This window comes from Massilia phyllosphaerae (assembly GCF_034659755.1).
Lineage (GTDB): Bacteria > Pseudomonadota > Gammaproteobacteria > Burkholderiales > Burkholderiaceae_D > Telluria > Telluria phyllosphaerae.
On record NZ_JAXSQX010000003.1, the window covers coordinates 403,019 to 426,803 of the forward strand.

Annotated in this window: 22 protein-coding genes; 8 read left to right on the forward strand and 14 right to left on the reverse strand. The window is 64.0% G+C overall.

The window, feature by feature from the left end:
- Positions 1–3: 3 nt before the first annotated feature.
- Positions 4–981 carry a formylglycine-generating enzyme family protein gene (locus U1H99_RS14425; RefSeq protein WP_323142418.1) on the forward strand — a complete coding sequence of 326 codons (978 nt, stop codon included), beginning with the start codon at positions 4–6 and terminating at the stop codon, positions 979–981.
- Here the strand turns inward: U1H99_RS14425 and U1H99_RS14430 are convergent.
- From U1H99_RS14430 to U1H99_RS14440, 3 genes are all read right to left on the reverse strand, one after another.
- Positions 974–3,160: a hypothetical protein gene (locus U1H99_RS14430; RefSeq protein WP_323142419.1), complete on the reverse strand. Its 2,187-nt coding sequence runs from the start codon at positions 3,158–3,160 to the stop codon at positions 974–976. The genes U1H99_RS14425 and U1H99_RS14430 overlap by 8 nt on opposite strands.
- A gap of 33 nt (positions 3,161–3,193) precedes the next feature.
- Positions 3,194–6,070 (reverse strand): type VI secretion system Vgr family protein, encoded by a 2,877-nt coding sequence (locus U1H99_RS14435; protein ID WP_323142420.1) that lies wholly within the window; start codon positions 6,068–6,070, stop codon positions 3,194–3,196.
- A gap of 352 nt (positions 6,071–6,422) precedes the next feature.
- Entirely contained in the window at positions 6,423–8,291 is a 1,869-nt protein-coding gene (locus U1H99_RS14440) for a hypothetical protein (protein ID WP_323142421.1), read from the reverse strand.
- Positions 8,292–8,420: 129 nt separating this feature from the next.
- Here U1H99_RS14440 and U1H99_RS14445 point away from each other — a divergent pair, with 129 nt between their 5' ends.
- On the forward strand, positions 8,421–9,089 hold the full coding sequence (locus U1H99_RS14445) for an MOSC domain-containing protein (protein WP_323142422.1): 669 nt from the start codon (positions 8,421–8,423) through the stop codon (positions 9,087–9,089).
- A 113-nt stretch (positions 9,090–9,202) separates the two neighbouring features.
- On the opposite strand, the gene U1H99_RS14450 is transcribed toward U1H99_RS14445, so the two are convergent.
- Entirely contained in the window at positions 9,203–10,006 is an 804-nt protein-coding gene (locus tag U1H99_RS14450) for a TOBE domain-containing protein (RefSeq protein WP_323142423.1), read from the reverse strand.
- 95 nt (positions 10,007–10,101) lie between these two features.
- Between U1H99_RS14450 and modA the strand changes: the two genes are divergently transcribed.
- From modA to modC, 3 genes are read left to right on the forward strand one after another with little or no spacing between them, the layout of a single operon-like run.
- The gene (gene modA / locus U1H99_RS14455) at positions 10,102–10,851 is read left to right on the forward strand and encodes a molybdate ABC transporter substrate-binding protein (protein ID WP_323142424.1); all 750 of its coding nucleotides are present in this window, start codon (positions 10,102–10,104) and stop codon (positions 10,849–10,851) included.
- Positions 10,852–10,870: 19 nt separating this feature from the next.
- On the forward strand, positions 10,871–11,548 hold the full coding sequence (gene modB, locus U1H99_RS14460; protein ID WP_323142425.1) for a molybdate ABC transporter permease subunit: 678 nt from the start codon (positions 10,871–10,873) through the stop codon (positions 11,546–11,548).
- A complete protein-coding gene (modC, locus tag U1H99_RS14465) occupies positions 11,548–12,624 on the forward strand; it encodes a molybdenum ABC transporter ATP-binding protein (RefSeq protein ID WP_323142426.1) in 1,077 nt (358 codons plus the stop codon). Before modB ends, modC begins: the two co-directional genes overlap by 1 nt.
- A gap of 76 nt (positions 12,625–12,700) precedes the next feature.
- On the opposite strand, the gene U1H99_RS14470 is transcribed toward modC, so the two are convergent.
- The 3 genes from U1H99_RS14470 to U1H99_RS14480 form a co-directional block, all read right to left on the reverse strand.
- Positions 12,701–13,447 (reverse strand): beta/gamma crystallin-related protein, encoded by a 747-nt coding sequence (locus U1H99_RS14470; protein WP_323142427.1) that lies wholly within the window; start codon positions 13,445–13,447, stop codon positions 12,701–12,703.
- 135 nt (positions 13,448–13,582) lie between these two features.
- Entirely contained in the window at positions 13,583–13,990 is a 408-nt protein-coding gene (locus U1H99_RS14475; protein WP_323142428.1) for a hypothetical protein, read from the reverse strand.
- Positions 13,991–13,997: 7 nt separating this feature from the next.
- Positions 13,998–14,384, reverse strand: a complete 387-nt coding sequence (locus tag U1H99_RS14480) for a MerR family transcriptional regulator (RefSeq protein WP_323142429.1) — start codon at positions 14,382–14,384, stop codon at positions 13,998–14,000.
- An 82-nt stretch (positions 14,385–14,466) separates the two neighbouring features.
- On the opposite strand from U1H99_RS14480, the gene U1H99_RS14485 reads away from it, so the two are divergent.
- A complete protein-coding gene (locus U1H99_RS14485; protein WP_323142430.1) occupies positions 14,467–14,943 on the forward strand; it encodes a hypothetical protein in 477 nt (158 codons plus the stop codon).
- On the opposite strand, the gene U1H99_RS14490 is transcribed toward U1H99_RS14485, so the two are convergent.
- Complete coding sequence (locus tag U1H99_RS14490) at positions 14,862–15,761, reverse strand: LysR family transcriptional regulator ArgP (protein ID WP_323142431.1); 900 nt, start codon at positions 15,759–15,761, stop codon at positions 14,862–14,864. The two genes, U1H99_RS14485 and U1H99_RS14490, sit on opposite strands and share 82 nt — an antisense overlap.
- 99 nt (positions 15,762–15,860) lie before the next feature.
- On the opposite strand from U1H99_RS14490, the gene U1H99_RS14495 reads away from it, so the two are divergent.
- Entirely contained in the window at positions 15,861–16,475 is a 615-nt protein-coding gene (locus U1H99_RS14495) for a LysE/ArgO family amino acid transporter (protein ID WP_323142432.1), read from the forward strand.
- A 6-nt stretch (positions 16,476–16,481) separates the two neighbouring features.
- On the opposite strand, the gene U1H99_RS14500 is transcribed toward U1H99_RS14495, so the two are convergent.
- Entirely contained in the window at positions 16,482–17,519 is a 1,038-nt protein-coding gene (locus tag U1H99_RS14500; RefSeq protein ID WP_323142433.1) for an XdhC family protein, read from the reverse strand.
- Between the two features lie 182 nt (positions 17,520–17,701).
- On the opposite strand from U1H99_RS14500, the gene U1H99_RS14505 reads away from it, so the two are divergent.
- Complete coding sequence (locus U1H99_RS14505; protein WP_323142434.1) at positions 17,702–18,475, forward strand: glutaminyl-peptide cyclotransferase; 774 nt, start codon at positions 17,702–17,704, stop codon at positions 18,473–18,475.
- A 166-nt stretch (positions 18,476–18,641) separates the two neighbouring features.
- On the opposite strand, the gene U1H99_RS14510 is transcribed toward U1H99_RS14505, so the two are convergent.
- The 5 genes from U1H99_RS14510 to U1H99_RS14530 form a co-directional block, all read right to left on the reverse strand.
- Positions 18,642–19,661, reverse strand: coding sequence for a zinc-dependent alcohol dehydrogenase family protein (locus U1H99_RS14510; protein WP_323142435.1), 1,020 nt, complete (start codon positions 19,659–19,661; stop codon positions 18,642–18,644).
- Between the two features lie 94 nt (positions 19,662–19,755).
- Positions 19,756–19,929, reverse strand: a complete 174-nt coding sequence (locus U1H99_RS14515; RefSeq protein ID WP_323142436.1) for a hypothetical protein — start codon at positions 19,927–19,929, stop codon at positions 19,756–19,758.
- A 53-nt stretch (positions 19,930–19,982) separates the two neighbouring features.
- Positions 19,983–21,734, reverse strand: a complete 1,752-nt coding sequence (locus U1H99_RS14520) for a DUF885 domain-containing protein (RefSeq protein WP_323142437.1) — start codon at positions 21,732–21,734, stop codon at positions 19,983–19,985.
- A 29-nt stretch (positions 21,735–21,763) separates the two neighbouring features.
- Entirely contained in the window at positions 21,764–22,228 is a 465-nt protein-coding gene (locus U1H99_RS14525) for a DUF2269 family protein (protein ID WP_323142438.1), read from the reverse strand.
- Positions 22,228–23,544 (reverse strand): SDR family oxidoreductase, encoded by a 1,317-nt coding sequence (locus tag U1H99_RS14530; protein ID WP_323142439.1) that lies wholly within the window; start codon positions 23,542–23,544, stop codon positions 22,228–22,230. The genes U1H99_RS14525 and U1H99_RS14530 overlap by 1 nt, the downstream gene beginning before the upstream one ends.
- Positions 23,545–23,785: the final 241 nt, after the last annotated feature.

Here is a 23,785-nt window from a genome sequence, read left to right on the forward strand (position 1 = left end):
TATATGAGCCACGATATGAAAACAGCTGTGATGCGTCGTCAACTCGTCGCCGTATGTTTTGCATACGGCGGTTTGCCTATGTCTGCAATTGGCGCTGAAGCCGCAGCGTCACCGCAAGCGGCGTCACCAACTTCTGTCGAGACCCGTGTGCAGGCGCTTCTCACGAAAGTGAAGGGTTCGCTTCGGCCGCTCAAGGGCGGGACGTTCGACATGGGCGACTGGGGCAATGGCGCTGGCCAGTATTACGATATCGATACGTATTCCAGGCCGTTGCACAAGGTGACGCTGGATGGGTTTTCGATGATGGCATACAAAGTTACTTACGATGATTTTGATGTGTTCACGGATGCCACCGGTAAGCAACGTATCAACATGGATGAGTTGGGCATCCGGGACCGTGCACCCAAGCGTCCGGCAGGCGTGAGCTGGCATGGTGCCAAGGCCTATTGCCATTGGCTCGGAACGTTGACCCAGCTTCCGTTCGATCTGCCGACAGAGGCTCAGTGGGAATATGCGGCACGGTCTGGCGGCAGACGGGTGCTGTTTGCAACCGATAATGGAACGATCGAAAGGCGCAGGAATTTTCCGAAGGAATGGACGGATGAGGAAAAAGAACCGCCTTTACCTGATGTTGGAAGTTATCCGCCGAATCCTGCTGGATTATACGGCATGTCCGAAAACACATATGAATGGGTAGAAGATTGGTTCGACGAAAATTATTATAAAAATTCTCCTGAAAATAACCCGGCTGGGCCTGCAAAGGGTATTGAGAAAGTAAAGCGCGGCAGCGTTGGTGGGAAAGCTGAAATTTCCGCAATGGTATTCATGCGGACAAAAGCAGTGCCCCAACCAATGGAAACAACCTATCCCAACGGCCCAGACTACGAAAAGCGCATTATTTTGCCGTTCCCTGGCTACTCCAGTTATTCCACTACGAATTTTCGGTGTGTAGTTAATTCGTTGCCAAAAAAAATTAAGTAAGATATCCAGGATGATGCAAAGGAAATGTTGTTGCAAGAAATTCAGGTGCATCGTTTCTTAAAAAAGGACGACCCATCATTGGGGTACTGGATGCCAAACGCATTTCACAACGATTTATACAGTTTTGATAAGGAGTATCTGCAGTTATTAGTTCAATCATTTTGACCGAAAGGCTCCGATCTGATTTTTTACCAATGTCGACTGTGATCCTATCTAGAGTATTTTCGAGATGCCCAGTTGACTGGACGGTTGCCATGAGTTCGTTGATCGAAAAGGCAGCCATTTTTCTTAATTCTCTATTTGGCGAGTGGTTGAAAGAATCAATGATACTTTTTATGGTGGCGCCTCGTGATTCTGGTGGCATATAGGCATACCAACCCCAACCGGATATTAGCCGGGCTTCTATTTTTTTTATGAATTCATCATGCATTTCTCTAATTGAGTTAGTAACCTTGGTATATTCTCGTTGAATATCTATAAGTTCGTGCCCAACAAAGGTTTCAAGTGCCCGATTACTCGCAAGGGTCATGTATAAAAGCTGATTAAAAGCGAAAAATGCTGTCTTATTCATGAGCTGTACCATTTTTTTGTAATCCGATTGCTTCAGCTGGTGTGCGATACACATGAAGAACTGCGCGATCTGTTCTACTCCTACTTTTGCGGCGACATTTCCAGAACCGCCGAGTCCAAGACAAGCGCCTGCCTTAGCTGCAACGACAAAGTGACCATTGCGGTAATCGCATTCAAACCCTAATGTCGCAGCCAAACCTTGGATCACGGCAACGTCTCCGCTAATGCTCGCCATATCGACATAGGCAGCGATTGCCTTGTTCAAGTCTGCTTTCTTCGGTCCACCTGGATTGATCATCCCTTCGGGATTCAGCCACTGCAATGCGCCGGAAAGCTGTACGCCTTCTTTTAGGCCTGCAAAGATTTTGGCTTCACCTTTCGCGCCGACCTTAGCCTTGGCACTGATGCGGTCCGGTGTACCCCTCAAGCCTTGTCTGCCTTCGGTAACCATCAGCGCCGCACCAGCCTCCAAGGCGACACTGGCACCGGCGAGGGCGTACAAGGTGAGGTCACCGCGTAAGCGAAAATAGCCGAAATCGATTAGCAGGTCGGTATCGGCAGCGGTGACGTGCCACCCAGCGGCATGGGGCAAATAAAGAATGGTTTCGACCTTCGCTTCGCCGACGGCAAAAGAAGCTTCGGCGTTGGCCTTGACACTGAATTGTGCTGCTTTGGCGGCGCGTTTGAAGCGCTGGCTCCAGTTCTTGTCGCGCTTGTCGAAGAAGTTGCCTTGACACGGCATGAAAGTCGCTTCGGCTCCGGCCCCCGCGGACCAGCGCATGAACTGCGCTTCGGGTTTGAGGTCGACGATGCGATAAGGATTGTTTGGATCAATATTTTCCTTGCCAAGCAGGCCTTCGGCGAGTTCCTTCTGTCCTCGTTCAAGAAAGGCGGTGGCGTTCGCACCCATGACCTTTGCCCAATCGGTCAGGATGCCGCTGAACTGGTCTGCATCTTTCGGTGCCAACTTCCATTTCTTTTCGAACTTTGCCTTGTCCTGTACCTGATTCAGGATGCGGTTTCTTACTTCACGTTGATTCAACACGGCACCGTTGAACAGCTTTTCTTTCGGTGGTTTCGAACGTTCCGCAGCGCCCTCAACAAGATAGACGCGCTTGTCAGCCAGTGCACTTTTAAGCTTATGGGCGCTGACATAGATAGGGGTATGGGTGCGTCCCTCCATGCGCTTCATCGTCAGCGGTAGAAGTTCGACCAGCTTGTTGGGATCGGTCTTCTGGCTGGTGATGGCTTCAACCCGCTGTTTGGCGGCGGCGCTTTTTTTCGTCAAGTCATTCAGTGCGATGTCGAGATCTTTTTGCGCCTGCGCGAGGTCTGCTTTTGCAGAGTTGGGCTGCTGCAGGAGGTGTTGCAGGGCCAGTGATTTTTCAGTGACTGCGCGGTTGGCTTCCTGCAGCTCTTCGATGGCAGTCTTGTTCTGATGGCCTTCGGTACGACAGGCCAGCCATTCGTCGGGATACAAGGCGATGAACGAATTGTCGTCCGGACGATAAAGAAGCACGCCGTCCGTTAAGGTGTGCGACACCTCGACAAACGTATCGCGGGGCGTGGTCGTAGGCGCGGTCTTGACCGCGGCAAGGGTTTCACTCATCGTTTTTCCTGAGAGGTAAAACAGGCGTCGGCTTCATTCGTCTTTGGCCAGGTGCAGCGTCAGCACTTCGCTCTTCGACGTGAAAATGCGCTGGGTCCGGCCTTGCGCATCGGTGATGCCTTCGACCTGCACGCCGCTTGCCGATTCCAGCCGGTAGCGAACGTGGGCCATGGGTTGTTTGGTATCCTCGTCCAGAACGACGAAGGCTTCGTTATAGATGTCCCTGGCAGCGGGCATGACTGGCGGCGTTACACTGCCATCCTTTGGCCCAGCCAACTCCTTCATGCTCGCCTTAAACGCCAGCTTCCCCGGCGCATGCAGCATGATGTCCCCACCCTCGAGCTTCAGGTACGCCCCCTGCGCCGTCAGCAGCACGTGGGTCTTGGCCGTCACCGTCACGCTCTCGCTCACGCTGGCCACCGTGACGCTTTTGTCCGCCGTCAGACGCGTCGCATCCGACTGGCTTTGACTGCTCACCTTCCCGCTCGCCGCATGCAGCCGGATCCCGGTCTCCTGATTCGGCTTGTCCTTCGCACTCGCCTTGCCATAAGTGAACAAGCTGATCCCATCCTTCACCGCATACGCACTACACCCCTGCGCAACGAAATTCACATCCTGGCCCGCCGTCACGCTGCTGGTATGACCGGCAGCGATCACGGCATCCGCCGGGGTGCAGGCGACGATGCCGGCGGAGCTAGACAATTGCAGCTGCGGTTCGCTGAAGGCGGTTACCTGCCGTTCCCCGGTGCTTTCCAGCACCTCGATGCCATGCCGTAAAGCGCTCACGGCAGGCAGTTCTTCCGGCGCAGGCTCGGCGGGCAGTACGGCCTTGTGCGCGCGCGCCGTCGTCGCCATCGACACTTGCAGCGCATGGCTTTGTTCGATCACAGCCACGGCGGCACGCACATCAAGCTGGTTGCCACTGGAACCGTCGGTCGACAGCAACAACCCCTGACCGGCGCGCAGCGCGGCCGCGTGTGCCGTCTTGAGTTCGGCGCCAAAGCCGGTGGATGACAGGCGCTGGTTGTCGGTTTGATGGCGCAGGCTGCCCAGGTTGAGCTCGGCTGTGCCCTGGTGGGTGCCGGCATGGCTTTGCAGGGCGACTCTTGCCTGGCCGGGACTGTCGTCGAAGACCAGTTGCTGGTAGGCGCCGCTGCCGTCCTGGCTGCTGCTCAGCGCCTGGCTCTTGATGCCGGACAGGACTGCTGCATGGGCGTGGCCACCGTGCTCGCCGGGGAACCAGGCCGGGGCGTTGCCGCTTGCATTGCCGGCGCCGTGGGCGACGCTGTTGTGCTGGGCGTCGGGCTGGCCTTTGCCGTTGTACAGGCTGCCGATGACGACCGGGCGGTCGATGTCGCCGTCGATGAAGTCGACCAGCACTTCGCTGCCGACGCGCGGCACGGCGACGGCGCCCCAGTTGGCGCCGGCGATCGGCGCCAGTGGCGTGGCGATGCGGATCCAGGTGCCGGCGCGGTCGTCGGCCGGTGCGCCGGTCTGGCCAGCGGGGGCCGGATGGTCCAGGCGGCTGTGGCTGAGGTGGCCATCGCCGGCATTGCGTTGCCAGTGGAATTGCACCTTGATGCGGTGATCGCGGTCGGTGTGGATGACGGCGCCGGGCGGGCCGACCACGATCGCGGTCTGCTGCCCGCTGATTGTGGGACGCGGGTGCAGCCGCACGCCGTGGCCGTCGATGCCGCTGCTGCGGTAAGGGACCGTGCTGCGGATCGCCTCGAAGCGGTTGCGGTACAGCGGGCGTTCGCCGGGCGCCGTGTCCGTGGCCAGCACTTCCTCATCACTGAAGGGACTGCTGCCGAGCGCCTGTGTCACCGCGGCGCGCAAGTCGGCCGCCAGGTTGTTGTGGGCCAGGTGCCAGACACGCAGCAGCGTGAAGCGGGCCGCGTCCTGGCCTGCGGCGGCGTCGAGGCGCGCATGGCCGGACAGGGTGAACGTCGTGCCCGGCATAAAGGTGCGCACGGTACCGGCACCGCTGTGGATTTCCCTGCTGACTTGTAGCGCTTGCAATTGGTTGTCGGCGATGCGCTGACCCTGGGCGCGCGTCGGGTAGGCATAGCTTCCCGGCGTGTCTGTGCTGGGTGGGAACAGCGTATTGTCGCCGCTGCCCGCGCTGACCCGGCGCGATCCAAGGCTGCGGTAGTCCCAGCTCTGGATGTCGATCGTGGCCGGGACCGGACGCGACAGCGTATGCCAGCGGTCGACGCTGTCCTCGCGCATCACCGCGCCTGCTTGCGTGAAGCGGACCTCGGCTTGCGGATTCGCCTGGAAACTGCCGTTGTGGTTGGCGATGACGAGGGTGTGGCTGCCGAGTCGCTCGCTGTCGGGGGCGGCGCTGTGCTCGATGTAATAAAACAGGCCGGCTTCGTGCATCAGGCGCCGGACGAAGGCCAGGTTCGATTCCTGGTACTGGCAGGTCAGCGACCGCACCGGATAAGTGTCACGGTCGGCGATGTCGTAGCGCCAGGCGGGCACCAGGGTCCCCGGATCCGGCCAGGCCTGGAACACGGCATCGAGGATCTCGAATACGGTCTTGTCCTGGAAGATGCGGCTGTCGCGGCCGAGCGCCAGGAAGGCAAACCAGGGTTCGATCGTCAGGCTATAGCGGGCGAAGCCGCCATTCGCGCCGATCAGTTGTGCGGAGGTGATGTGGCCGTGGAAGGGACGCCGCGGCATCCCGGGCATGGCCGTCAGTACTTCCAGCAGGACAGGCTGGCCCAGCAGCGATTTGAGCGGGATCGCGGCATCCAGCGACAAGGCCGAGACCTGCAAGCGATAAGGGCGGTCCAGGCTTTCCTCGCCGCGCACCGATTCGGCCAGCAGGCGCTCGGGGCCGAGCGGGGTGGACAGGCGCAGCAGGCGCGTGTCCTGGGTAAAGCGTGGGAAGAGTTCCGGCACTTGCTGCTCCTGTGAGCGCTGACATCATCAACAAGTGAAGCGATCGATCGATCGATGCGATCGCGGCGGTGACAAGCAGGCATTGTCACGCGCAAGTGCCTATAAGCTATTGATTAGCGGCAAAACCAGCTATGCCGGCATGGGCAGCGCAACAACAATCAAAAGTGGATAAGTCTTGGGATAACTTGCGCACAAGAGCAGGATAAGCCCGTAAAAATCGTGGAAAAGTCTCTGGGCAAGTTGTGGAAAAGCCGCTGGATAAGTGGGGGTACAAGGCGTGCACAAGCCCTGTATAAGAATGGGGAAAGCCAGGGATAAGCACAGGATAAGCTGAGGACAAGTTTGCCGGCGCTCAGGTCTGTTTCGGCGATATCACCAGTTCCGGCTGCGGCCGCGGCGCATGTGCCGACAGATCCGCATGCCGCATCTGTTCCGGAATCGCCAGTATGCCCTGCCACAGGATGTCGCCGGCCACCCGGCTTTCCCGGCTGAGCCGGTAGGCCGGCAGCGCGGCGTCGCCCTGGGCCTGCCACATTGCCGCGTACGACGGCGCCAGCCGGGTGTCGTGCCAGGCATCGGCAAGCGGCGCCAGGGTGTCCTGCAGGACCGCCGCCGTGCTGCGCATGCGTACCCAGCGGTGGTTCAGCCAGCCGTTCTCCGAGGCGACAGGGTCGAGGAAGCGGCCGATGATGGCACGCGCAGCCAGGCTGCCGCTGCGGCTCATCAGGCCGATTGCCTTGCGGTCCATGTTCAGGTTCAAGCCGCCTTCCGATTTCTTGTGGCGGATCAGGACCACGCGGTCGCGGTAGCCCGGCGTACGCGTCAACGCTTCGTCGCGCCAGGTGCGGATGGTCTGCAGGATGGCGGTGGCAAAGCGCGCCAGCGACGGCAACTGGGCGGCGTCGTCGACCGCCACATAGGCCGGGGTTGCGCCCTGGTTGTTATTGGACGGCAAGGTAACGCGTAGCACCGGCCCGGGCGATGCGGAGGGGTCCTGATGCGGGTCCTCGTGCAAATCGTCGCGCAGGATCACGCCGAAGGTCGGACGGGTCGGCAGGATCGCATCGAAAAAGTGGATCGGGAAATTGCTCGTTAAACCGCCATCGGAAAACCAGACACGCAGCAGTTCGACCTTGCTGCCGGCCACCGGCAGGGTGCGGATACGGTACAAGGGCACGGCTTGCAGCAGCACCGGAAAGCTCAGGCTCATGCGGGCGGCGACCACCACCGGCAAGGCGTCGGCATCGGGCATGAAGTAATAGTCGCCGCCCTGGTCGTTCAAGCCTTGCAGCAGATCCAGGGTCTGCTGGCGATGATGGGTATGCTGCGATGCCTGTTTCATCCACTCGATAATGTCCGGTGGGAACAGATGCGCCAGTTCGGACGCACGGAACACCAGGTCGGCGCTCGCATGCGGCAGGCGGTGGGCGCGCAGTTCGCTCAGGCCGGTGCTCATCAGGGCCAGTTCGATCGGCGGCGTCGATTGGCGCAGATGGCCGAAGGTCAGCGGCTGGTCCGCGGGCAGGCCGGCGATGTCCTGCACCAGCGCGTGCAGCCATTCGGTGAGTGCCGGCGGATTGCCGGGCTGGGTGCGCAGGCCGGAACAAATGCCGCAGCGATTGTGGCGCAGGCCGCGCCAGGCACCCAGCACGAATTGCAGCGCCGCGAAGACCAGGGCGCTGACCAGCATCGACAACCCGAACCACAGGCCGCTGGCCAGCCAGTACGCGGCGCCGGTACGCCAATGTCCACCCAGCAAGCCACTGCTGACGAGATAGCCGAGCATCCACAGGGCGGCGCCGCACAGCGCGCCCAGCGGAAAATTCCACAGCAGCGCCAGGGCGACGCGCGCGATTACTTTCGGTTTGATACCGGCATTCAGACCGACGACGATGACGCGGAAATGCGGTGCCATCGCCGCACTGGGCTGGAACAGCGACAGCAGGCGTGTGGTGTTACCCACCGATTCGCGCAGGCGCCGCGGCAGCAGGGCGATTTTATAGAAGCCATCATCACTGCCGGTGCCGGCTTGGCGCACGCGGTTGCGCTTGTACTGGGCAGCGGCCGCGGCAATGGCGGCGATCGCGCCGACGCTGGCGCCACCGATCGAGCGCAGGGTAAATTTTTTCGCCAGCCGGGCCACGAAGGTGGGATACACGACACCCGAGGTCACGCCGCCTTCCATCACGATATCGCATTCGTCCGGTAAAAAATTCTCCATCGCCATTTCCCCATCGATCAGCCAGCTGATGGGATTATGCGGCGCTTCCGGCTGCCATGCTTATCGAATCGTCACGCCGGCCGAAGGTTTGCTAATCTGGACCGTATGCAGATCGGAACCCTTCAAGCATTGACCCTACGTACCACCCGCCATTCTCTGCCGCGCCAGGTCGAGTGCGCCGATGCGGTCGCGGAGCGCGGCCTGCTCGGCGACGCCCATGCCGACCGTTATTCGCCGCGCCAGCTGCTGCTGGCCGATGCCGGCGTCTACCGCGACCTGGCTTTGCCGCCGCACGCCTTGCGCGAGAATCTGTTGGTCGATATCGATACCTCAGCGCTCGAATCGGGCATGGTACTGCAGGTCGGCAATGACGTCCTGCTCAGGCTGATGTTCCAATGCGAAGCCTGCGGCAAGCTGGATGCCTTCCGCCCCGGTCTGTCACGCCTGCTGAATGATCGGCGCGGCATGCTGGCGCGCGTGCTCAGCGGCGGCACGCTGCGCCCCGGCGACCCCATCCGCGACGTCCGCCTGTCGTTGCCGGCCTGGTCCGACGACTGGCACGAACGGGTGCTGATGGTGCTGGATGCGTTGCCTTTGGATTCGGTCATCGAATACAGCGACCTGGCGCGCCTGGCCGGTGTGCAGTCGAGCTATTGCCGCGCCTTTCCGCGTATGATCCGCAACCTCGGACCCGATTACGCCGGGAAGGCGGTGGCGGCGAACGATCCGTCGACGGCACCGCGCTGGAAGGGAGAAGGCTTGTTCGACCACGCGCCGATTCTGCACCTGGTCGAATGACGCAGGAACTTAGAGCACCTAACAAAACCTCCATGGCGGCGTTGCATCGTCTCGCCGTACATTCGTACTGTCTTCGACGATGCGCCTAGCCCTGAAGGTTTTGTTAGGCGCTCTTACCCAGGCACGCCGATGATCACGCTGGACGCCTTGAACATGGCAGTGGCTTCCTTGCCTTCGGCCAGTTCCAGCATCTGCGCGCTGTCGTTGGTGATGACGGCCGCCACCGTGCCGCCGCCGGGCAAGTCGAGCACGACTTCGGTGTTGACCGCGCCCGGCGTGAGACGGGAAATTGTTCCCCGCAACTGGTTACGTGCCGAAAAGCGGGCGCCTTCGGTCTGCGTCGCCAGGATCACGGATGCGCTTTTAATCAGGGCAAATGCCTGGCGGCCCGGTTGCAGGCCCAGGCTTTCGGTGCTTTCGCGGGTGACGATGGCGACCAGGCGCTGGCCGCCGGCGATGTCGAGTTCGATCTCGTCGTTGACCGCCCCGGCCAGGACGCGCGAGACGGTACCGAAGAACTGGTTGCGTACGCTGGTTTTCATGTTCAGCCTGCTGATCAGATTGAAATCGTCGGCGACGCCCGCCGCCTGCCGGTTGAGTTGTTCGACAAAATCGCGGTGCACTTGTTCGAGCAATCGGAAGTTTTTCACCAGTTGCTCGCCGCGGGCCGTCAAGCGGGTACCGCCGCCGCCCTTGCCGCCGGTCAGGCGCTCGACCAGGGCTTCGCCGGCCAGGTTGTTCATCGCGTCGATGGCGTCCCAGGCTGCCTTGTAGCTCATCTTGATGGCCTTGGCGGCCTGGCTGATCGAGCCGGTCTCGGCGATCTTGGCCAGCAGGTCGACCCGGCCCGGGCCGCCGAAGTTCTGGCCGCCGATCGTCATCCAGACGCTGCCCTGCAGTGTGATTGGTTCGTCCATCGTTTCTCCTCCGTGCCGCAGCACGATAGCAGATTCCGCTATGCAAGCGTTCGTTATATACTCCAGTACATAACGACCTTCACGGAGAAACTCGCATGCAACGCATCGCCGGCCTGCTGGCCACGCTCGTCCTCGCCGCCGGCACCCAGGCCCACGCCGGCGAAGTGCAGGTGGCGGTCGCCGCCAATTTCACGGCACCGATGCAACAGATCGCCGCCGCCTTCGAGCAGGACACCGGCAACAAGGCGGTGCTGGCCTTCGGCGCCACCGGCAAGTTTTATGCGCAGATCCATAACGGTGCCCCGTTCGAGATCCTGCTCGCCGCCGATGACGAGACGCCGGCCCGGCTGGAACGGGACAAGCAGACCGTGGCGGGCTCGCGTTTTACGTATGCCACCGGTCGCCTGGTGCTGTGGTCGGCCAAGGAGCATTACGTCGATGGCCAGGGCAAGGTGCTGCAGAGCGGCACCTTCAAGCACCTGTCGATCGCGAATCCGAAAGCGGCACCGTATGGCGCCGCGGCGGTCGAGACGCTGACCAAACTGAATTTGATGGCAACGCTGCAACCGAAGATCGTGCAGGGTGAAAACATCGCGCAGGCGCACCAGTTCGTCAGCACCGGCAACGCCGAACTCGGCTTCGTGGCGCTGTCGCAGGTGGCGCGCGACGGCAAGTTCAGCGCGGGCTCGGGCTGGATCGTCCCGGATTCGATGCACAGCCCGATCCGCCAGGATGCCGTGATTCTCACCAAGGGCGCCGCCAATCCGGCGGCCAAGGCGCTGATGGCTTACCTGAAGTCCGACAAGGCCAAAGGCATCATCCGCGCCTTCGGCTACGAGTTATAAGCGTCGCGCCGTAAGCGGGATGGATGACGCCGACCTCGCAGCCATCCGGCTGACCCTCAAGCTGGCCACTGTCGTCACGCTGCTGCTGCTGGCGATCGGTACGCCGGTCGCCTGGTGGCTGGCGCGCACGCGCTCGCGCCTGAAACACGCCGTGGCGGCCGTGGTGGCCTTGCCGCTGGTGCTGCCGCCGACCGTCATCGGCTTTTATTTATTGCTGGCGCTGGGGCCGAACGGCTGGATCGGCCGGCTGACGTCTGCGCTCGGCCTGGGCTTGCTGCCTTTTACGTTCGCCGGGCTGGTGCTGGCCTCGGTGCTGTATTCGATGCCCTTTGTGGTGCAGCCGCTGCAGAATGCCTTCGAAGCCATCGGCGAGCGCCCGCTGGAAGTCGCGGCGACGCTGCGTGCCAGCCCGTGGGACACCTTCTGGACGGTGGCGGTGCCGCTGGCCCGGCCCGGCTTCCTGTCGGCGGCGGTGCTCGGCTTTGCGCATACGGTCGGCGAGTTCGGTGTTGTGCTGATGATCGGCGGGAATATTCCGGACAAGACGCGGGTGGTGTCGGTGCAGATCTATGACCACGTCGAGGCGCTCGAGTATGCGCAGGCGCACTGGCTGTCCGGCGCCATGCTGGTATTCAGTTTCCTGGTGCTGCTGGTGCTGTACACGGTGAACCCGCAGGTGGTGAAGGGACGGCGCTGATGGACGACATCCAGGTGCGCCTGCACATCGACCGCGGCGCGTTCCGGCTCGACGTCGACTTGACTCTGCCCGGGCGCGGCATCACGGCGCTGTTCGGGCCGTCAGGGTCCGGCAAGACCACCTGCCTGCGCGCGATCGCCGGGCTGGAACATGTGAACGATGGCTACGTGGCCGTCGGCGGCGCCGTGTGGCAGGACGAAGCGCGGCGCATCTTCGTGCCGACCCACCGCAGGTCGCTCGGTTACGTGTTCCAGGAAGCCAGCCTGTTTGCGCACCTGAGCGTGCGCGCCAACCTCGAATTCGGCATGAAACGGGTGCCGCGCAGCGAACGCCGCTTCGAACCCGACGAGGTGGCGCGCCTGCTCGGCATCTGGGAATTGCTGGAACGCCGGCCGGACCGGTTGTCGGGCGGCGAACGCCAGCGGGTGGCGATCGCGCGCGCTCTGCTCGCCTCGCCGCGCCTGCTGCTGATGGACGAACCGCTGGCCGCGCTCGACCTGCGCCGCAGGCAGGAGATCCTGCCGTATCTGGAGCGCATGCACGATGCGCTGTCGATCCCGATCATCTACGTCAGCCACGCGCCGGACGAGGTAGCGCGCCTGGCCGACCACCTGGTGCTGCTGGATGGCGGCCGCGTGGTGGCCAGCGGCCCCCTGAGCGAGACGCTGGCGCGCGCCGACCTGCCGCCCAGCTTCGCCGACGATGCCGGCGTGGTGCTCGATACGGTGCTGGAGGGGCATGAAGCGGATGCGCTGTCGCGCCTGCGCTTCGACGGCGGCGTGCTGTACGTCGGACAGCGCAGGGAAGCCATCGGCACCCACCTGCGCTGCCGCATCCACGCGCGCGACGTCAGCCTGGCGCTGCAGCGCCCTGGCGGCACCAGCATCGTCAACCTGCTGCCGGCGCGGGTGACGGCCTGCGCCGCCACCGACACCCCGGGTCACGTGCTGGTGCAGCTGCGCATGGGCTCGAGCCCGCTGCTGGCGCGCATCACGGAACGCTCGCGCCGCGAACTTGATATCGTGCCCGGGCGCGAGCTGTGGGTGCAGATCAAAGGCGTGGCGCTGCTGGGCTGATCCGGGACGCTGCCAATTCGGGGTCAGAGCAAAATCAGGTCGCATTTGCATTGTGCTCTGACCCCGAATGTAAAGCTCAGCGCACGCGGCGGATCGACGAGACGCGGTCGTTCATCCGGTCCAGGCCGGGATAGCGTCCCGGACCGTAGACGGCGCAGAAACCGCGGAAGTCGCTGTCTTCGCACAGTTCCCAGCGGCCTTCGCGGATGATCATCGAGCTGGCGCGGTCGTTGAAGCCGACGTCGTTCAGCGCGCGCATGTTGCCGGCCAGGGCCACTTCGGCGCCGCCGAAATTCGCGTCGGTGAACAGGATGACGTCGCCACCGCCACGGCGGTCGTCACCGCGGCGGTCGTCACCGCGGCGGTCGTCACCGCGGCGGTCGTCACCGCGCCAGTCGCCGCCACGGCGGTCGTCACGCTCACCGCGCCAGCCGCCGTCACGGTAGCCGCCGTCACGGTAACCGTCGTCACGATAGCCGCCATCGCGGTAATCGCCGCGGTCGCGACCGGGTCCGCCGCGCGTCACTTCGCGCACCGAGGAGATGCTGTCGTTGAAGCGTGGCAGGCCGCGGTATTCGCCGGGACCGAATTCGGCGCAATAGCCGCCGAAGCCGGCGTGTTCGCACACCAGCCAGACCCCGGATTGCACGATCATGCTCGACACGCGGTCGTTCATGCCGACCCGGTTCAGGTCGGGCATGTCGCGCTGGACGGTCACGCGGGCGCCGCGGAAGTCGCTGTCGGCAAACAGGGTCAGCTCGCCGGCAAATGCGGCATGGGAGCACATTGCCAGCACGGCGGCGGCAGCGAACAGGCGTTTCATGGTTTCTCCATCGGTCGTTGTATGTCGCGCCAGCAGGGGGCGCCTGCGTGGTTAACGCGGCTGCCCTGTCAGCGGCAGACATTTTCTTGTAACAAATTCCTACCTTAGCAGGCGGATTGGGCGGCAACGGTGCGTTTACACACCCACCCGTGCGGGCGGAATCCGCTCTTCCTCGAGAATGCCGACGATGTGCGCGCCCAGGGCGTCCAGCTCGCTCCGGCTCGACAGGTTGCGGATGCGCTGCTGCAGGCTGCGGTGCTCCTCGACGACGATCGACCAGTCGAGCGCCTGGCCGTCATAGCCCTGGTGCGGGCCGCACATGCTGGCGCAGCCGATCATGAAGCTGCGCTCCTCCGGCAGCGCGTATTCGATCAGCCAGCCCCAGTCCTCGGGTGCCGGGTAGCTGGTCGCGATGCCGCGCCGTCCCAGCGCCTGCGCCAGCCACAGGGCCAGCTCGAAGCCGTACACGCCGGGATTGCTCTGGCACGCGACCGGCAAGGTGGGGAGGAATTTCGCCGACGAGAATTCGATACGCCACATCATGGTGTCCTCACGCGATGGTCTCGAGCTGCGCAGCCAGCGGACAGCCGGCGCCCGGCCGTTCGAGTTCGCGCGCCAGCTGGCCGCGCAGGACCGCCAGATCGGCGATGCGGGCGTCGATGTCGGCCAGCTTGCGCACCAGGGCCGCGTGCAGCGCCGGCGCAGCGGTATCGGGTGCGGCGCCGGTGTCCAGGAGCGGCATGCCGGCCTCGATCTCGGCCAGGGTAAAACCCAGCGCCTGGGCGCTGCGCAGGTAGCACAGCCACTGCACCGCTTCCAGGGGATAGTCGCGGTAGCCGTTGGCCAGGCGGCGCGATCGCAGCAGGCCGCGTTTTTCGTAGAAGCGCAGGGTATCCCGGCTCAAGCCGGTGGCGCACGCCAGTTCTCCGATCTGCATGATCCGATGATGTGGATTGGACTTGACCCTGGAGTGTACTCCACGCTTGAACATGGATCGACCATCTTTGGAGGAAACCCGCATGCGACTGTCGACCCCCGCCTATTTGCGCATCGTGCGCGCCAGTGCCCTGTACGACCTGCTGCTTACCGCCCCCTTCGCTACGCCCTGGACGTTTGGCTGGGTGCACGGACAGCTGTCTGCCCTCGACCGCCTGCTCGGCGGCGGCGGCCTGCCGGCCTTCGGCCCCTTCCACATCCTGTTCGCCTGCCTGATGGGCAGCGTGGTGCTGGTCTGGTCGGCGCTGCGGCTGGCCACGCCCAGTGTGCGCCTCGGACGTTACGACGGCGTGACACGCTGGCTGTTTTCGGCCTGGATGGCATGGACGCTGGCCGCCACCGGCGCGCCCTTATTGTGGCTGTTCGTGGTGCCGGAACTGGCCTGGGGCGTGGTCCAGTGGCTGCCGCTCGCCCGCGCTCATGCCGATGGCAGCGGCAGCAGCACCGCGCGCGCCGCTTTCACAAGCGCCGCCCCCATGCGCTCCAGCCGCGGCGGCTGAATGCGCCAGGCATGCCAGAACAGGGGCACGTCGACATATAGATCCGGGGTCAGGTCGACCAGCTGGCCGGCGTCCAGCATCGCCGCGCACTGCTCGAGCGGCAGCAGGCCATAGCCGAGACCGAAGCGGATCGATTGCACGTATGGATCGCTGGCCGGCACATAATAAAAAGGATACGCGCCCTCGGGCAGCCCGAAGTGCTGGAGCAGGAAGGCGCTCTGCAGCGTGTCCTTGCGGTCGAACACCATCACCGGCGCGCGCCGGGCGGCATCGCGCCGGATGCCGTCCGGGAACCAGCGCGCCGCAAAGCCGGGCGACGCCACCATCCGGTAGCGCATCGTGCCCAGTGGCGTGACCGTGCAGCCGCGCATTGGCGCCGTCTCGCCCGACACGCAGGCCAGCGCCAGCCCCTGCTCCAGCAAAGCGAAGGTGTGGCCCTGGTTGTCGAGCACGAATTCGACCAATAAACCTTCGGCGATCAGCAGCGGCGCCAGCGCCGGCAGCAGCCAGGTCGCCAGCGTGTCGTTGTTGACGGCCAGCGTGATCCGCACCGGACCCGTCTCGTCGGCCTGTTCGGCCAGGAATTCCGCTTCCAGCAGCGCGCGCCGGCGCAGGAATTGCAGCAGGCGCATGCCAGGCGCCGTCGGACGGCAGGGCCGCGAGCGCACCAGCAGCGGCGTGCCCATGTCCTGCTCCAGCGCCGTAATCCGCTGCGACACCGCCGACGGCGTGATCTTGAGTTGGCTGGCCGCGGCTTCCAGGCTGCCGCCGTCGATGGCGGCCAGGAAGGCTTCACTGCGGCGCGGATCGATGTTCATGGATTAGCCCGGCTTAATCGACATTAGATTTCATTAATATAATTGATGAGATGGTGCCGGTGCGGCGATCATGTCGGCTTTCTGACCGAGGAAGTGACGATGTTTTCGCAACAGGTATTCCTGCAGGGGCTGGGGATGGGTGCCAGCCTGATCATGCCGATCGGCGCCCAGAACGCGCACGTGATCCGCACCGGCGTGCGCGGCCGCCACCTGCTGCTGACGGTGGCCACCTGCGTGCTGATCGACATCACCCTGATCGGGCTCGGCATGTCCGGCTTCGGCGCGCTGGTCGAAGCGTCGCCGCTGTTGCTGGCGATCTGCCGCTGGGGCGGCGCCCTGTTCCTGGTGTGGTACGGCTGCCGCTGCCTGAAAAGCGCCTGGGAGACGCACACGGCGCCGGTCCAGCAGGACGGCGCCCGGGCCGGCAGCGCGCGCCAGGCGTTCACGTTGGTGCTGGCGATGTCGCTGCTGAATCCGCACGTCTACCTGGATACGGTGGTGCTGCTGGGGGCGGTCGGCAGCAGCCTGGCGGCGGGCCACCGCACTGCGTTCGCGGCCGGCGCGATGCTGGCATCGCTGCTGTGGTTTTCCGGCCTGGGTTTATTGGCGCGGCGCTGTGCCTTCGTGCTGGCGCGACCAGCCGTCTGGCGCGCCGTCGAAGTGTTTACGGGCGCGACGATGCTGGTGCTGGCCGCGCTGTTGCTGCGACCGTAATAAAGCTCAAGCCGCCTTCGCCTCGAACGCCAGCGGATTCGCCGGCACATTGTTCGCCAGCGCCTTGCCTCCTTCTACCGTCATCTGCTGCGGCAGCGGCACGCCGTTCTTGACGGCGGTCAGCTCGGCCAGGATCGACACCGCGATCTCGTACGGCGTCTTGCTGCCGATATAAATGCCGATCGGGCCGTGCAGCTTGGCGATCTGCTCGTCCGTCAGGTCGAATTCGCGCAGGCGCTCGCGGCGCCGCGCATTGTTGACGCGCGAGCCGATCGCGCCGACGTAGAAGGCATCGGTCTTGAGCGCTTCCATCAGGCCCATGTCGTCCAGCTTGGGGTCGTGGGTGAGCGCGACCACGGCGCTGCGGTTGTCCAGTTTCATGGCCAGCACGACGTCGTCCGGCATCTCGTGCACGACGTCCACACCCGGCAGGCTCCAGCTGCCGCGGTATTCCTCGCGCGGGTCGCAGATCGTGACCTGGTATTCGAGCCCGACCGCGATCTGGGCCAGGAATTGCGACAGCTGGCCGGCGCCGATGATCAGCATGCGCAGGCGCGGGCCGTGTAGGGTCACCAGGCGCTGCTTGTCCTTATCCATGTGCAGCTGCTGGTCGGCCGCGCCCTCGTCCAGCTCGACCGCGCCGGTGGCGAGATCGAGGGTGCGCCGGGTCAATACGCGGCGCTGGGCCAGCGCCAGCAACTGGTCGATGCGGCTGTGCGCGCCGAGCGGCTCGACCACCAGCTGGATGGTGCCGCCGCAAGGCAGGCCGAAGCGGTGCGCCTCGTCGGCGCTGATGCCGTAGGTGAGCACTTCGGGGCTGGTGCGCACGATGCCGTGTTCGCGCACCGCCGCGATCAGGTCGTCTTCGATGCAGCCACCGGACACCGAGCCGACCACCAGGCCGTCCGAACGGATCGCCATGGTCGCGCCTTCCGGACGCGGGCTCGAGCCCCAGGTACGCACCACCGTCACGTATTCGCAGCGGTAGCCGGCGCGCAGCCACTGGTCGCAGGCGTGCAGCACTTCGAGGTCGATACTGTCCATCGGGCAATCCTTCTAGCGTTATTGGTAAACCAGTCCAATCCTAACGCAAACGGCGCCAAGCCAGCGCCACGCCCGGCCATACGGTGTAAAACCGGGTCAACCTGCTCGGCATTGGCGCGTTGCTGGCATACTATGTGGCCGCTATCGATATGGCCGAAATTCGCCTGCCTCTGGAGTCAGCCTTGAAAAAATTCGCATCCGTCGTGCTCGGCGTGGCCCTGCTCGGCGCCACCGCCGCCCAAGCCGCCATCCCCGTGTACGGCTTCGTGGTCAAGAACACCTATCCGCACGACCCCTCCGCCTTCACCCAGGGCCTGTTCTTCCGCGACGGCCAGCTGTACGAAAGCACCGGCCAGAAGGGCCAGTCGACATTGCGCAAGGTCGACCTCAAGACCGGCAAGGTGCAGCAGAAGAAGGCGCTGGCGGACGAATACTTCGGCGAGGGTTCCACCGCGGTGGGCGACAGCATCGTCACCCTGACCTGGCAGTCGAACGTCGGCTTCGTCTACGACGCCAAGACCTTTGCGCTGAAGAGCCGCTTCAATTACAAGGGCGAAGGCTGGGGCCTGGCCAGCGATGCCAAGCACGTCTACATGAGCGACGGCAGCAACGAGATCCGCGTACTCGACCCGAAAACCCTAGAGGAGCAGCGCCGCATCCCGGTGACCGCCGAGGGCAAGCCGGTCGGGCAGCTGAACGAGCTGGAAGTGGTCGACGGCGAGATCTACGCCAACGTCTGGGGCTACGACGTGATCGCGCGCATCGACCCGGACAGCGGCAAGGTGGTCGGCTGGATCAACCTGGCCGGCCTGCTGCCGCCGGAACAGCGCGGTACCAGCTCGGTGGATGCGGTGCTGAACGGGATCGCCTGGGATGGCCGGCAGAAGAAGTTGTATGTGACCGGGAAGCTGTGGCCGAAGCTGTTCGAGATCGAGCTGGTGAAAATACAGAAGTGAATGGACGCGCCGTTGTAAACATCGCCGGCGTAAACGTCGCCCCTGCGAAGGCAAAGGCCCAAGTTTTCAGAACAGTCTGCGGCACACGCTAACGGTACGCGACGAACTTGGGCCCCTGCCTGCGCAGGAGCGACGTGCTGATTGTGGCGGTACCGAGAGCCGCAAACTAGTCCCCCACCGCAATCACCACCTTCCCGAAGTGCGCCCCCGATTCCATGTAGCGGTAGGCTTCCTGCGCCTGGTCGAACGGGAACACCCGGTCCACCACCGGCTGCAGCCCGGTCCCGGCGGCAAAGCGCATCACTTTTTCCAGCATGGTGCGGCTGCCGACGTAGATGCCGACCAGGCGCTTGGCGCTGGCCAGCAGCGAGGCCGGATTGACTTCGCCGCCGAAGCCGCTGACGCCGCCGATGACGGCGATGCTGCCGCCCATTGCGGCGGACGCGATCGAGCGGTTGACCGTGCCCTGGCCGCCGACTTCCAGCACCACGTGGGCGCCGACGCCGCCGGTCAGGCGCAGCACCTCTTCCTGCCATTCCGGATGGGTGCGGTAGTTGATGGTGTGGGCGGCGCCCAGTTCCTTGGCGCGCGCCAGCTTGTCGTCGCTGGACGAGGTGATGATGGCTTGCAGGCCCGCCGCCTTCGCCAGCTGCAGGCCGAGCACGGACACGCCGCCGGTGCCCAGCAGCAGCACGGTGTCGCCGGGGCGGACGTTGTTGCTGGATTCGAAGATGGCGTTCCACGCCGTGACGCCCGCGCACGGCATGGTGGACGCGTCGATGAAGCTCATCCCGGCCGGGATCCTGGCCAGCGCATCTTCGTGCAGGATCACTTCCTCGGCCAGCATGCCGTCGATGTCGCCGCCGAGCGCATGGCGCACTTTGTCCGGGGCGGCGGGGCCGTCTTGCCAGTAAGGGAAGAACGACGCGGCGACGCGGTCGCCGACCTGCACCCGGCTCACGCCCGGCCCCACGGCCAGCACTTCGCCGGCGCCGTCGGAACAAGGAACGATGGACTCGTCGACGTTGACGAGGTAATTCCCGCCCGCGACCATCAGGTCGCGGTAGTTCAGCGACACCGCGCGCACGCGGATGCGCACTTCGCCGGTGCCCAGTGCGCGGTCGGGATAGTCGACGCTCTGCAGTCCGTCGATGCCGGCGCCGGGTAGGATCTGATAAGCCCGCATTGTTGTCCTCCGTGTGGATGGGATGAGCGCACGCCTTCGCAAGGCGTAAAAAAACCCGTTCTCCCGGCTGGAAGAACGGGTTGCGTGAACACCGTCAGAAGCGTCCCGGCACCGTACCGTTATAGGCCCGCTTGGCCATGAATTTCTTCCACACAAAACCTGCAACTGCCATCAAAATCATCTTGCGCATCGTATCCTCCGAATAGGTGAGCTCGGCGGCCGTCCTGGCCGCCACGGCGTCAACCTTACCGCGGATCGCGTCCGGCATGGCGCAGCTTACCGCTGGTTAATATTTGCCCCTCATCGGCTCATTTCATCGGCTCACTTCGGCGTCTTTTGCGCAGGAATGAAATCCTCCAGCACCGCCTGCTTCATCAGCTCGGGCGGCAGGATGCCCTGGGCGATGATGAAGTCATTGAACGCCTTCAGGTTAAAACGTTCGCCCAGCTCGATCTCGGCCAGCGTCTTCAGGGCGCGCAGCTTGACGTAGCCATAATAATAGGCGGTGGCCTGGCCCGGGCTGCGGTAGGAATAGCGGTCGACCTCGGACTGGGCGAAGGGTTCCGACAGCACCACTTCCTTCATCAGGAAGGCCTTGGCCTGCTCGGGCGTCATGCGGCCCGTGTTGATCATCGGGTCGAGCATCGCGCGCGCCATGCGCAGCAGGCGGATCTGCAGCGCGGCCAGCTGGCCCTCGGGCGGCATGTAGGGCAGCACCAGCGCCTCCGAATACAGGCCCCAGCCCTCGACGTTGGCGCTGTTGAAGGCGAAGCGGGCGCGCGCGACCGACATGCCCTGCTCCACCATCGACGCGAACTGCAGTTCGTGGCCCGGGCGCGCCTCGTGCGCGGTCACGCCCCACGACACCGCGGCGTAGTCGAAGTCGTCCATCCTTTCCTTCGACTTGGCGTTCGGGTTCGCCAGCGGGATCACGAACTCGCCGTATTCTCCGGTGTTGCCGATCATGCGCGGCGGATTCATGAAGGGCGCCGGCGTGCGCGCCGCCTCGGCCGGGCTGGCGGTGCGGATGTTGGCCTCGCGCGCCGGCAGCGTCACCAGGTTGTGGGCGCGGATGATGCCTTCGATGTCCTTCAAGCGCTCGCGGTAGTACGGCAGCAACTGGTCGGCGGGAATCGAGGTCTTCTTCAGTTCGCGCATCACGTCGCGGTAATCGGGCGACAGCAGTTTCCTTTGCGCGGCGATGGTGCCCGCCACCACCTGCATCTGGTCGCGCACTTCCTGGAAGTCGAAGCTGGCGCGCTCGATCATCTGGCTCGGGGTGATGTCGACGCCGACATTCACCAGGCGGTTGACGTAGACCGGTTCCGGCAGGCGCACTTCCTTGCGCGCGCGCGGCAGGATGCGGCTCTTCACCCACTCGTCGTAGGCTTTTACTTGCGCCTTCAGCGCCGCGAAGTCGGCTTCCCAGCCGCTGAGGCCATCCTTCTTCAGCAGTTCCTCGATGCCGTTCATGTAGGTCGCGTTGTTGTTCAGCCCCTCCTCGACTTCGCCGACGTAAGGCCCGATCAAGCCCTTGCTGGCCAGGCGTTCCTCTGTACGGGCGCGCACCAGCGTGGCGATCGGGGTGTAGCCGCTTTCCGTGCCCGCATAGCGCTTCAGGCGCACCAGCGCCAGCTTCTGCCGGGCCGGCTTGTTGCGGGTGTCGAGCAGGGCGCGCAGGCCGCCGTACACCAGTTCGCCCACGTTCACGTAGTTCAGCAGGTACTGGCGTTCCAGCTTCATGCTGGCGATGAGCTTTTCGCGCGAGTCGATCAGGATGTCGAGGTCTTGCCGCACCTTGACGTCTTTTTCCGCCGCGCGCTCGCGGCGCAGCGCCTGCAGGCGCTTTTCGGTGTCGGCCAGCTGGCGTTCGTAGTCGCGCGGCTTGAAGTCGGCCACCCCGGTGTCGAAACTCTCGTCGCCCAGCTCGGTCGATTCCTCGGGCTGGTACTTGCCGGTGTCCTTCAGCACGGGTTGGGTGTAGGCGTCGCTGCGTGCGACCCATTCCGGGGTGGCGGCGAAGACGCCGCCGGAAGCCAGCAGGACGGCAAGACCGAAGCTGAGACGAGACATGGATTTCCTTTCGAATCTGATTGAGTTGTTCACACCGGCTTGGCCACCATGAACCAGAAGATGCACACGAAGGCGATGAAGGCCGGGATCCCGAGCGCCACCCAGGTTTTGAACAAGGTCCAGTATTGCGGCGGCAGAGCGGTATTATCGCGCGCCGCCGCGGCTGCCAGGTCGCGCAGGCGGATCTGGATCCACACCACCGGCAGCCAGCAGGCGCCGGCCACCACGTACAGGATCACCGACCACATGATCCAGTGGCTGGTGAGCGGATAGCCGGCCAGGTGCGCCATGTAGAAGCCGGTGGCCGGCTGGATGACGGCGGTGGTGGCCGTGAACAGCCAGTCGGCGATCACCACGTACTTGCTGACGACGGCGATCGCGCGCACGTCCTTGCTCACGTTGGCAAAGAACATGTACCAGGCCGACCCGAGTCCGGTGCCGAACAGGAGCGTCGACGACAGGATGTGCAGCCACTTGATGCCAAGGTATTCCATTACTTTTCCTTTCCGTCCAACTCATACAACAGCCAGATCGCCGCCAGCATCGGCAGGTTCTTGGTCAGCGGTCCGTAGGGATGCACCAGGAATTCCGGCAGCTTCAACCCGATCACGACCGTATAAAAACCGATCAGCGCCAGCTGCGCCAGCCACAGCCAGCGGCGCCGCTTCAGCAACAGGATGCCGAGGCCGAACAGCAGGTCCAGCGCGGAGGCGCCGTACAGCATCAGCGCTTGCAAGGATTCGGGGATGCCGGTCCGTGCCAGCAGTGCGAGGCTGTCCTCGACCGGATACACGAAGCCCGACACGATCGCGGTGAAGATCCAGACCACAACGATCGCCCAGCGCAGCGGCGGCAGCAGCCAGTCGAGTTTGGCGCGCGCGCGTTCGGCGCGCGGCTCCACGATGAACGAGGCGATGCTGCGTGCCGGACGCCCCAGCAGGCGCAGCGTCGGGCCCGGATCGGCCGTGTTGCCGCGGTCCAGCATGCGCAGCGCATCCGGATCGAGCAGGCCGCCCGGCAGCCAGCGCCCGCAGCGGGCCAGTAGGCGTCCGCTGCCGGCGGACAGCTTCAGCACGCGCAGGCGGCCCATGCCCATCGCCGTGCGCAGGCTTGCCAGGTAGTCGATGAAGGGCAGCGCCTGCGGCCCGGTCAGCGCCAGCCGGCGCGCGGTACGCAAGGGGACGATACCGGGCAACAGCGGCTGGTCGATGTGCAGGCGCTGGCGCAGCAGGCAGACGATCGCCGCCACCACGTCGTCGACGTGGATCGGCTGCACCAGCTGCGGCGCGTCGCCGAAGCGCACCGCGAACGGCATCGAGGCCAGCGCCTTGAACACGCGCGCGCTGGTGCCGTCGGGGCCGTACACCAGCGACGGCTGGACGATGCAGGCGCGGATCGGCAGCGAGGCCAGGTAGTCGTCGGCCGCCTTTTTCGACAGGTGGTAGGGCGTCTCGGCGCCGTCGTCGGCACCCAGCGCCGACAGCTGCAGCACCATGTGCACGTCGTCCGATTCGGCGCAGGCGGCGAACAGCGCGCGCGGTGCCCGGGTATGCAGGTTCTCGAAGGTCTGGGCGCCGCTTTCGCGGAAGATGCCGACCGTGTTGACCACGGCGTCGATCCCGGTCAGGCGTGCCAGCCAGGTCGATTTATCGGTGTCTTTGCTGAAATCGGCATGGATGTAGCTGAGGCGCGGATCGCTGCTCGGCTTGACGGCGCGCACGGCGCACACGACCTGGTGGCCTTCCGCCAGCAGCGCCTGCAGCAGGTGTTGCCCGATGAATCCGCTTGAGCCCGTCAACAAAATCCGCATGCCTGCTCCTGTTCAAACACCGCGCAAGGATCCTCGTGTCATTGGCGGTGGCGTACGCCGGCCTGGGCCTGGCACTGGGCGGTGCTATGCCACAGTTGACTAAATTGTAATGCAGATGGGGAATATGTGTTGAATCGGCAGGCGGGAAAAGACCGGATGGATGAAATAAAAGTAATAAAGGGCGCAGATGGGCGAAATAAAAAGATAAAGGGTGAACGGCAAGCCGTCCACCCTTTATCGC

What these genes read in the sequence shown, in the direction of transcription:
- modB (WP_323142425.1), top strand. Translation starts at nt 10,871, where the DNA reads ATGGATGACGCCGACCTCGCAGCCATCCGGCTGACCCTCAAGCTGGCC.
- U1H99_RS14480 (WP_323142429.1), bottom strand. Translation starts at nt 14,384, where the DNA reads ATGCAGATCGGAGAACTGGCGTGCGCCACCGGCTTGAGCCGGGATACC.
- U1H99_RS14490 (WP_323142431.1), bottom strand. Translation starts at nt 15,761, where the DNA reads ATGAACATCGATCCGCGCCGCAGTGAAGCCTTCCTGGCCGCCATCGAC.
- U1H99_RS14485 (WP_323142430.1), top strand. Translation starts at nt 14,467, where the DNA reads ATGCGACTGTCGACCCCCGCCTATTTGCGCATCGTGCGCGCCAGTGCC.
- U1H99_RS14470 (WP_323142427.1), bottom strand. Translation starts at nt 13,447, where the DNA reads ATGAAACGCCTGTTCGCTGCCGCCGCCGTGCTGGCAATGTGCTCCCAT.
- U1H99_RS14450 (WP_323142423.1), bottom strand. Translation starts at nt 10,006, where the DNA reads ATGGACGAACCAATCACACTGCAGGGCAGCGTCTGGATGACGATCGGC.
- U1H99_RS14425 (WP_323142418.1), top strand. Translation starts at nt 4, where the DNA reads ATGAGCCACGATATGAAAACAGCTGTGATGCGTCGTCAACTCGTCGCC.
- U1H99_RS14520 (WP_323142437.1), bottom strand. Translation starts at nt 21,734, where the DNA reads ATGTCTCGTCTCAGCTTCGGTCTTGCCGTCCTGCTGGCTTCCGGCGGC.
- U1H99_RS14495 (WP_323142432.1), top strand. Translation starts at nt 15,861, where the DNA reads ATGTTTTCGCAACAGGTATTCCTGCAGGGGCTGGGGATGGGTGCCAGC.
- U1H99_RS14510 (WP_323142435.1), bottom strand. Translation starts at nt 19,661, where the DNA reads ATGCGGGCTTATCAGATCCTACCCGGCGCCGGCATCGACGGACTGCAG.
- modA (WP_323142424.1), top strand. Translation starts at nt 10,102, where the DNA reads ATGCAACGCATCGCCGGCCTGCTGGCCACGCTCGTCCTCGCCGCCGGC.
- U1H99_RS14475 (WP_323142428.1), bottom strand. Translation starts at nt 13,990, where the DNA reads ATGATGTGGCGTATCGAATTCTCGTCGGCGAAATTCCTCCCCACCTTG.
- U1H99_RS14440 (WP_323142421.1), bottom strand. Translation starts at nt 8,291, where the DNA reads ATGGAGAATTTTTTACCGGACGAATGCGATATCGTGATGGAAGGCGGC.
- U1H99_RS14500 (WP_323142433.1), bottom strand. Translation starts at nt 17,519, where the DNA reads ATGGACAGTATCGACCTCGAAGTGCTGCACGCCTGCGACCAGTGGCTG.
- U1H99_RS14530 (WP_323142439.1), bottom strand. Translation starts at nt 23,544, where the DNA reads ATGCGGATTTTGTTGACGGGCTCAAGCGGATTCATCGGGCAACACCTG.
- U1H99_RS14525 (WP_323142438.1), bottom strand. Translation starts at nt 22,228, where the DNA reads ATGGAATACCTTGGCATCAAGTGGCTGCACATCCTGTCGTCGACGCTC.
- U1H99_RS14515 (WP_323142436.1), bottom strand. Translation starts at nt 19,929, where the DNA reads ATGCCGGACGCGATCCGCGGTAAGGTTGACGCCGTGGCGGCCAGGACG.
- modC (WP_323142426.1), top strand. Translation starts at nt 11,548, where the DNA reads ATGGACGACATCCAGGTGCGCCTGCACATCGACCGCGGCGCGTTCCGG.
- U1H99_RS14430 (WP_323142419.1), bottom strand. Translation starts at nt 3,160, where the DNA reads ATGAGTGAAACCCTTGCCGCGGTCAAGACCGCGCCTACGACCACGCCC.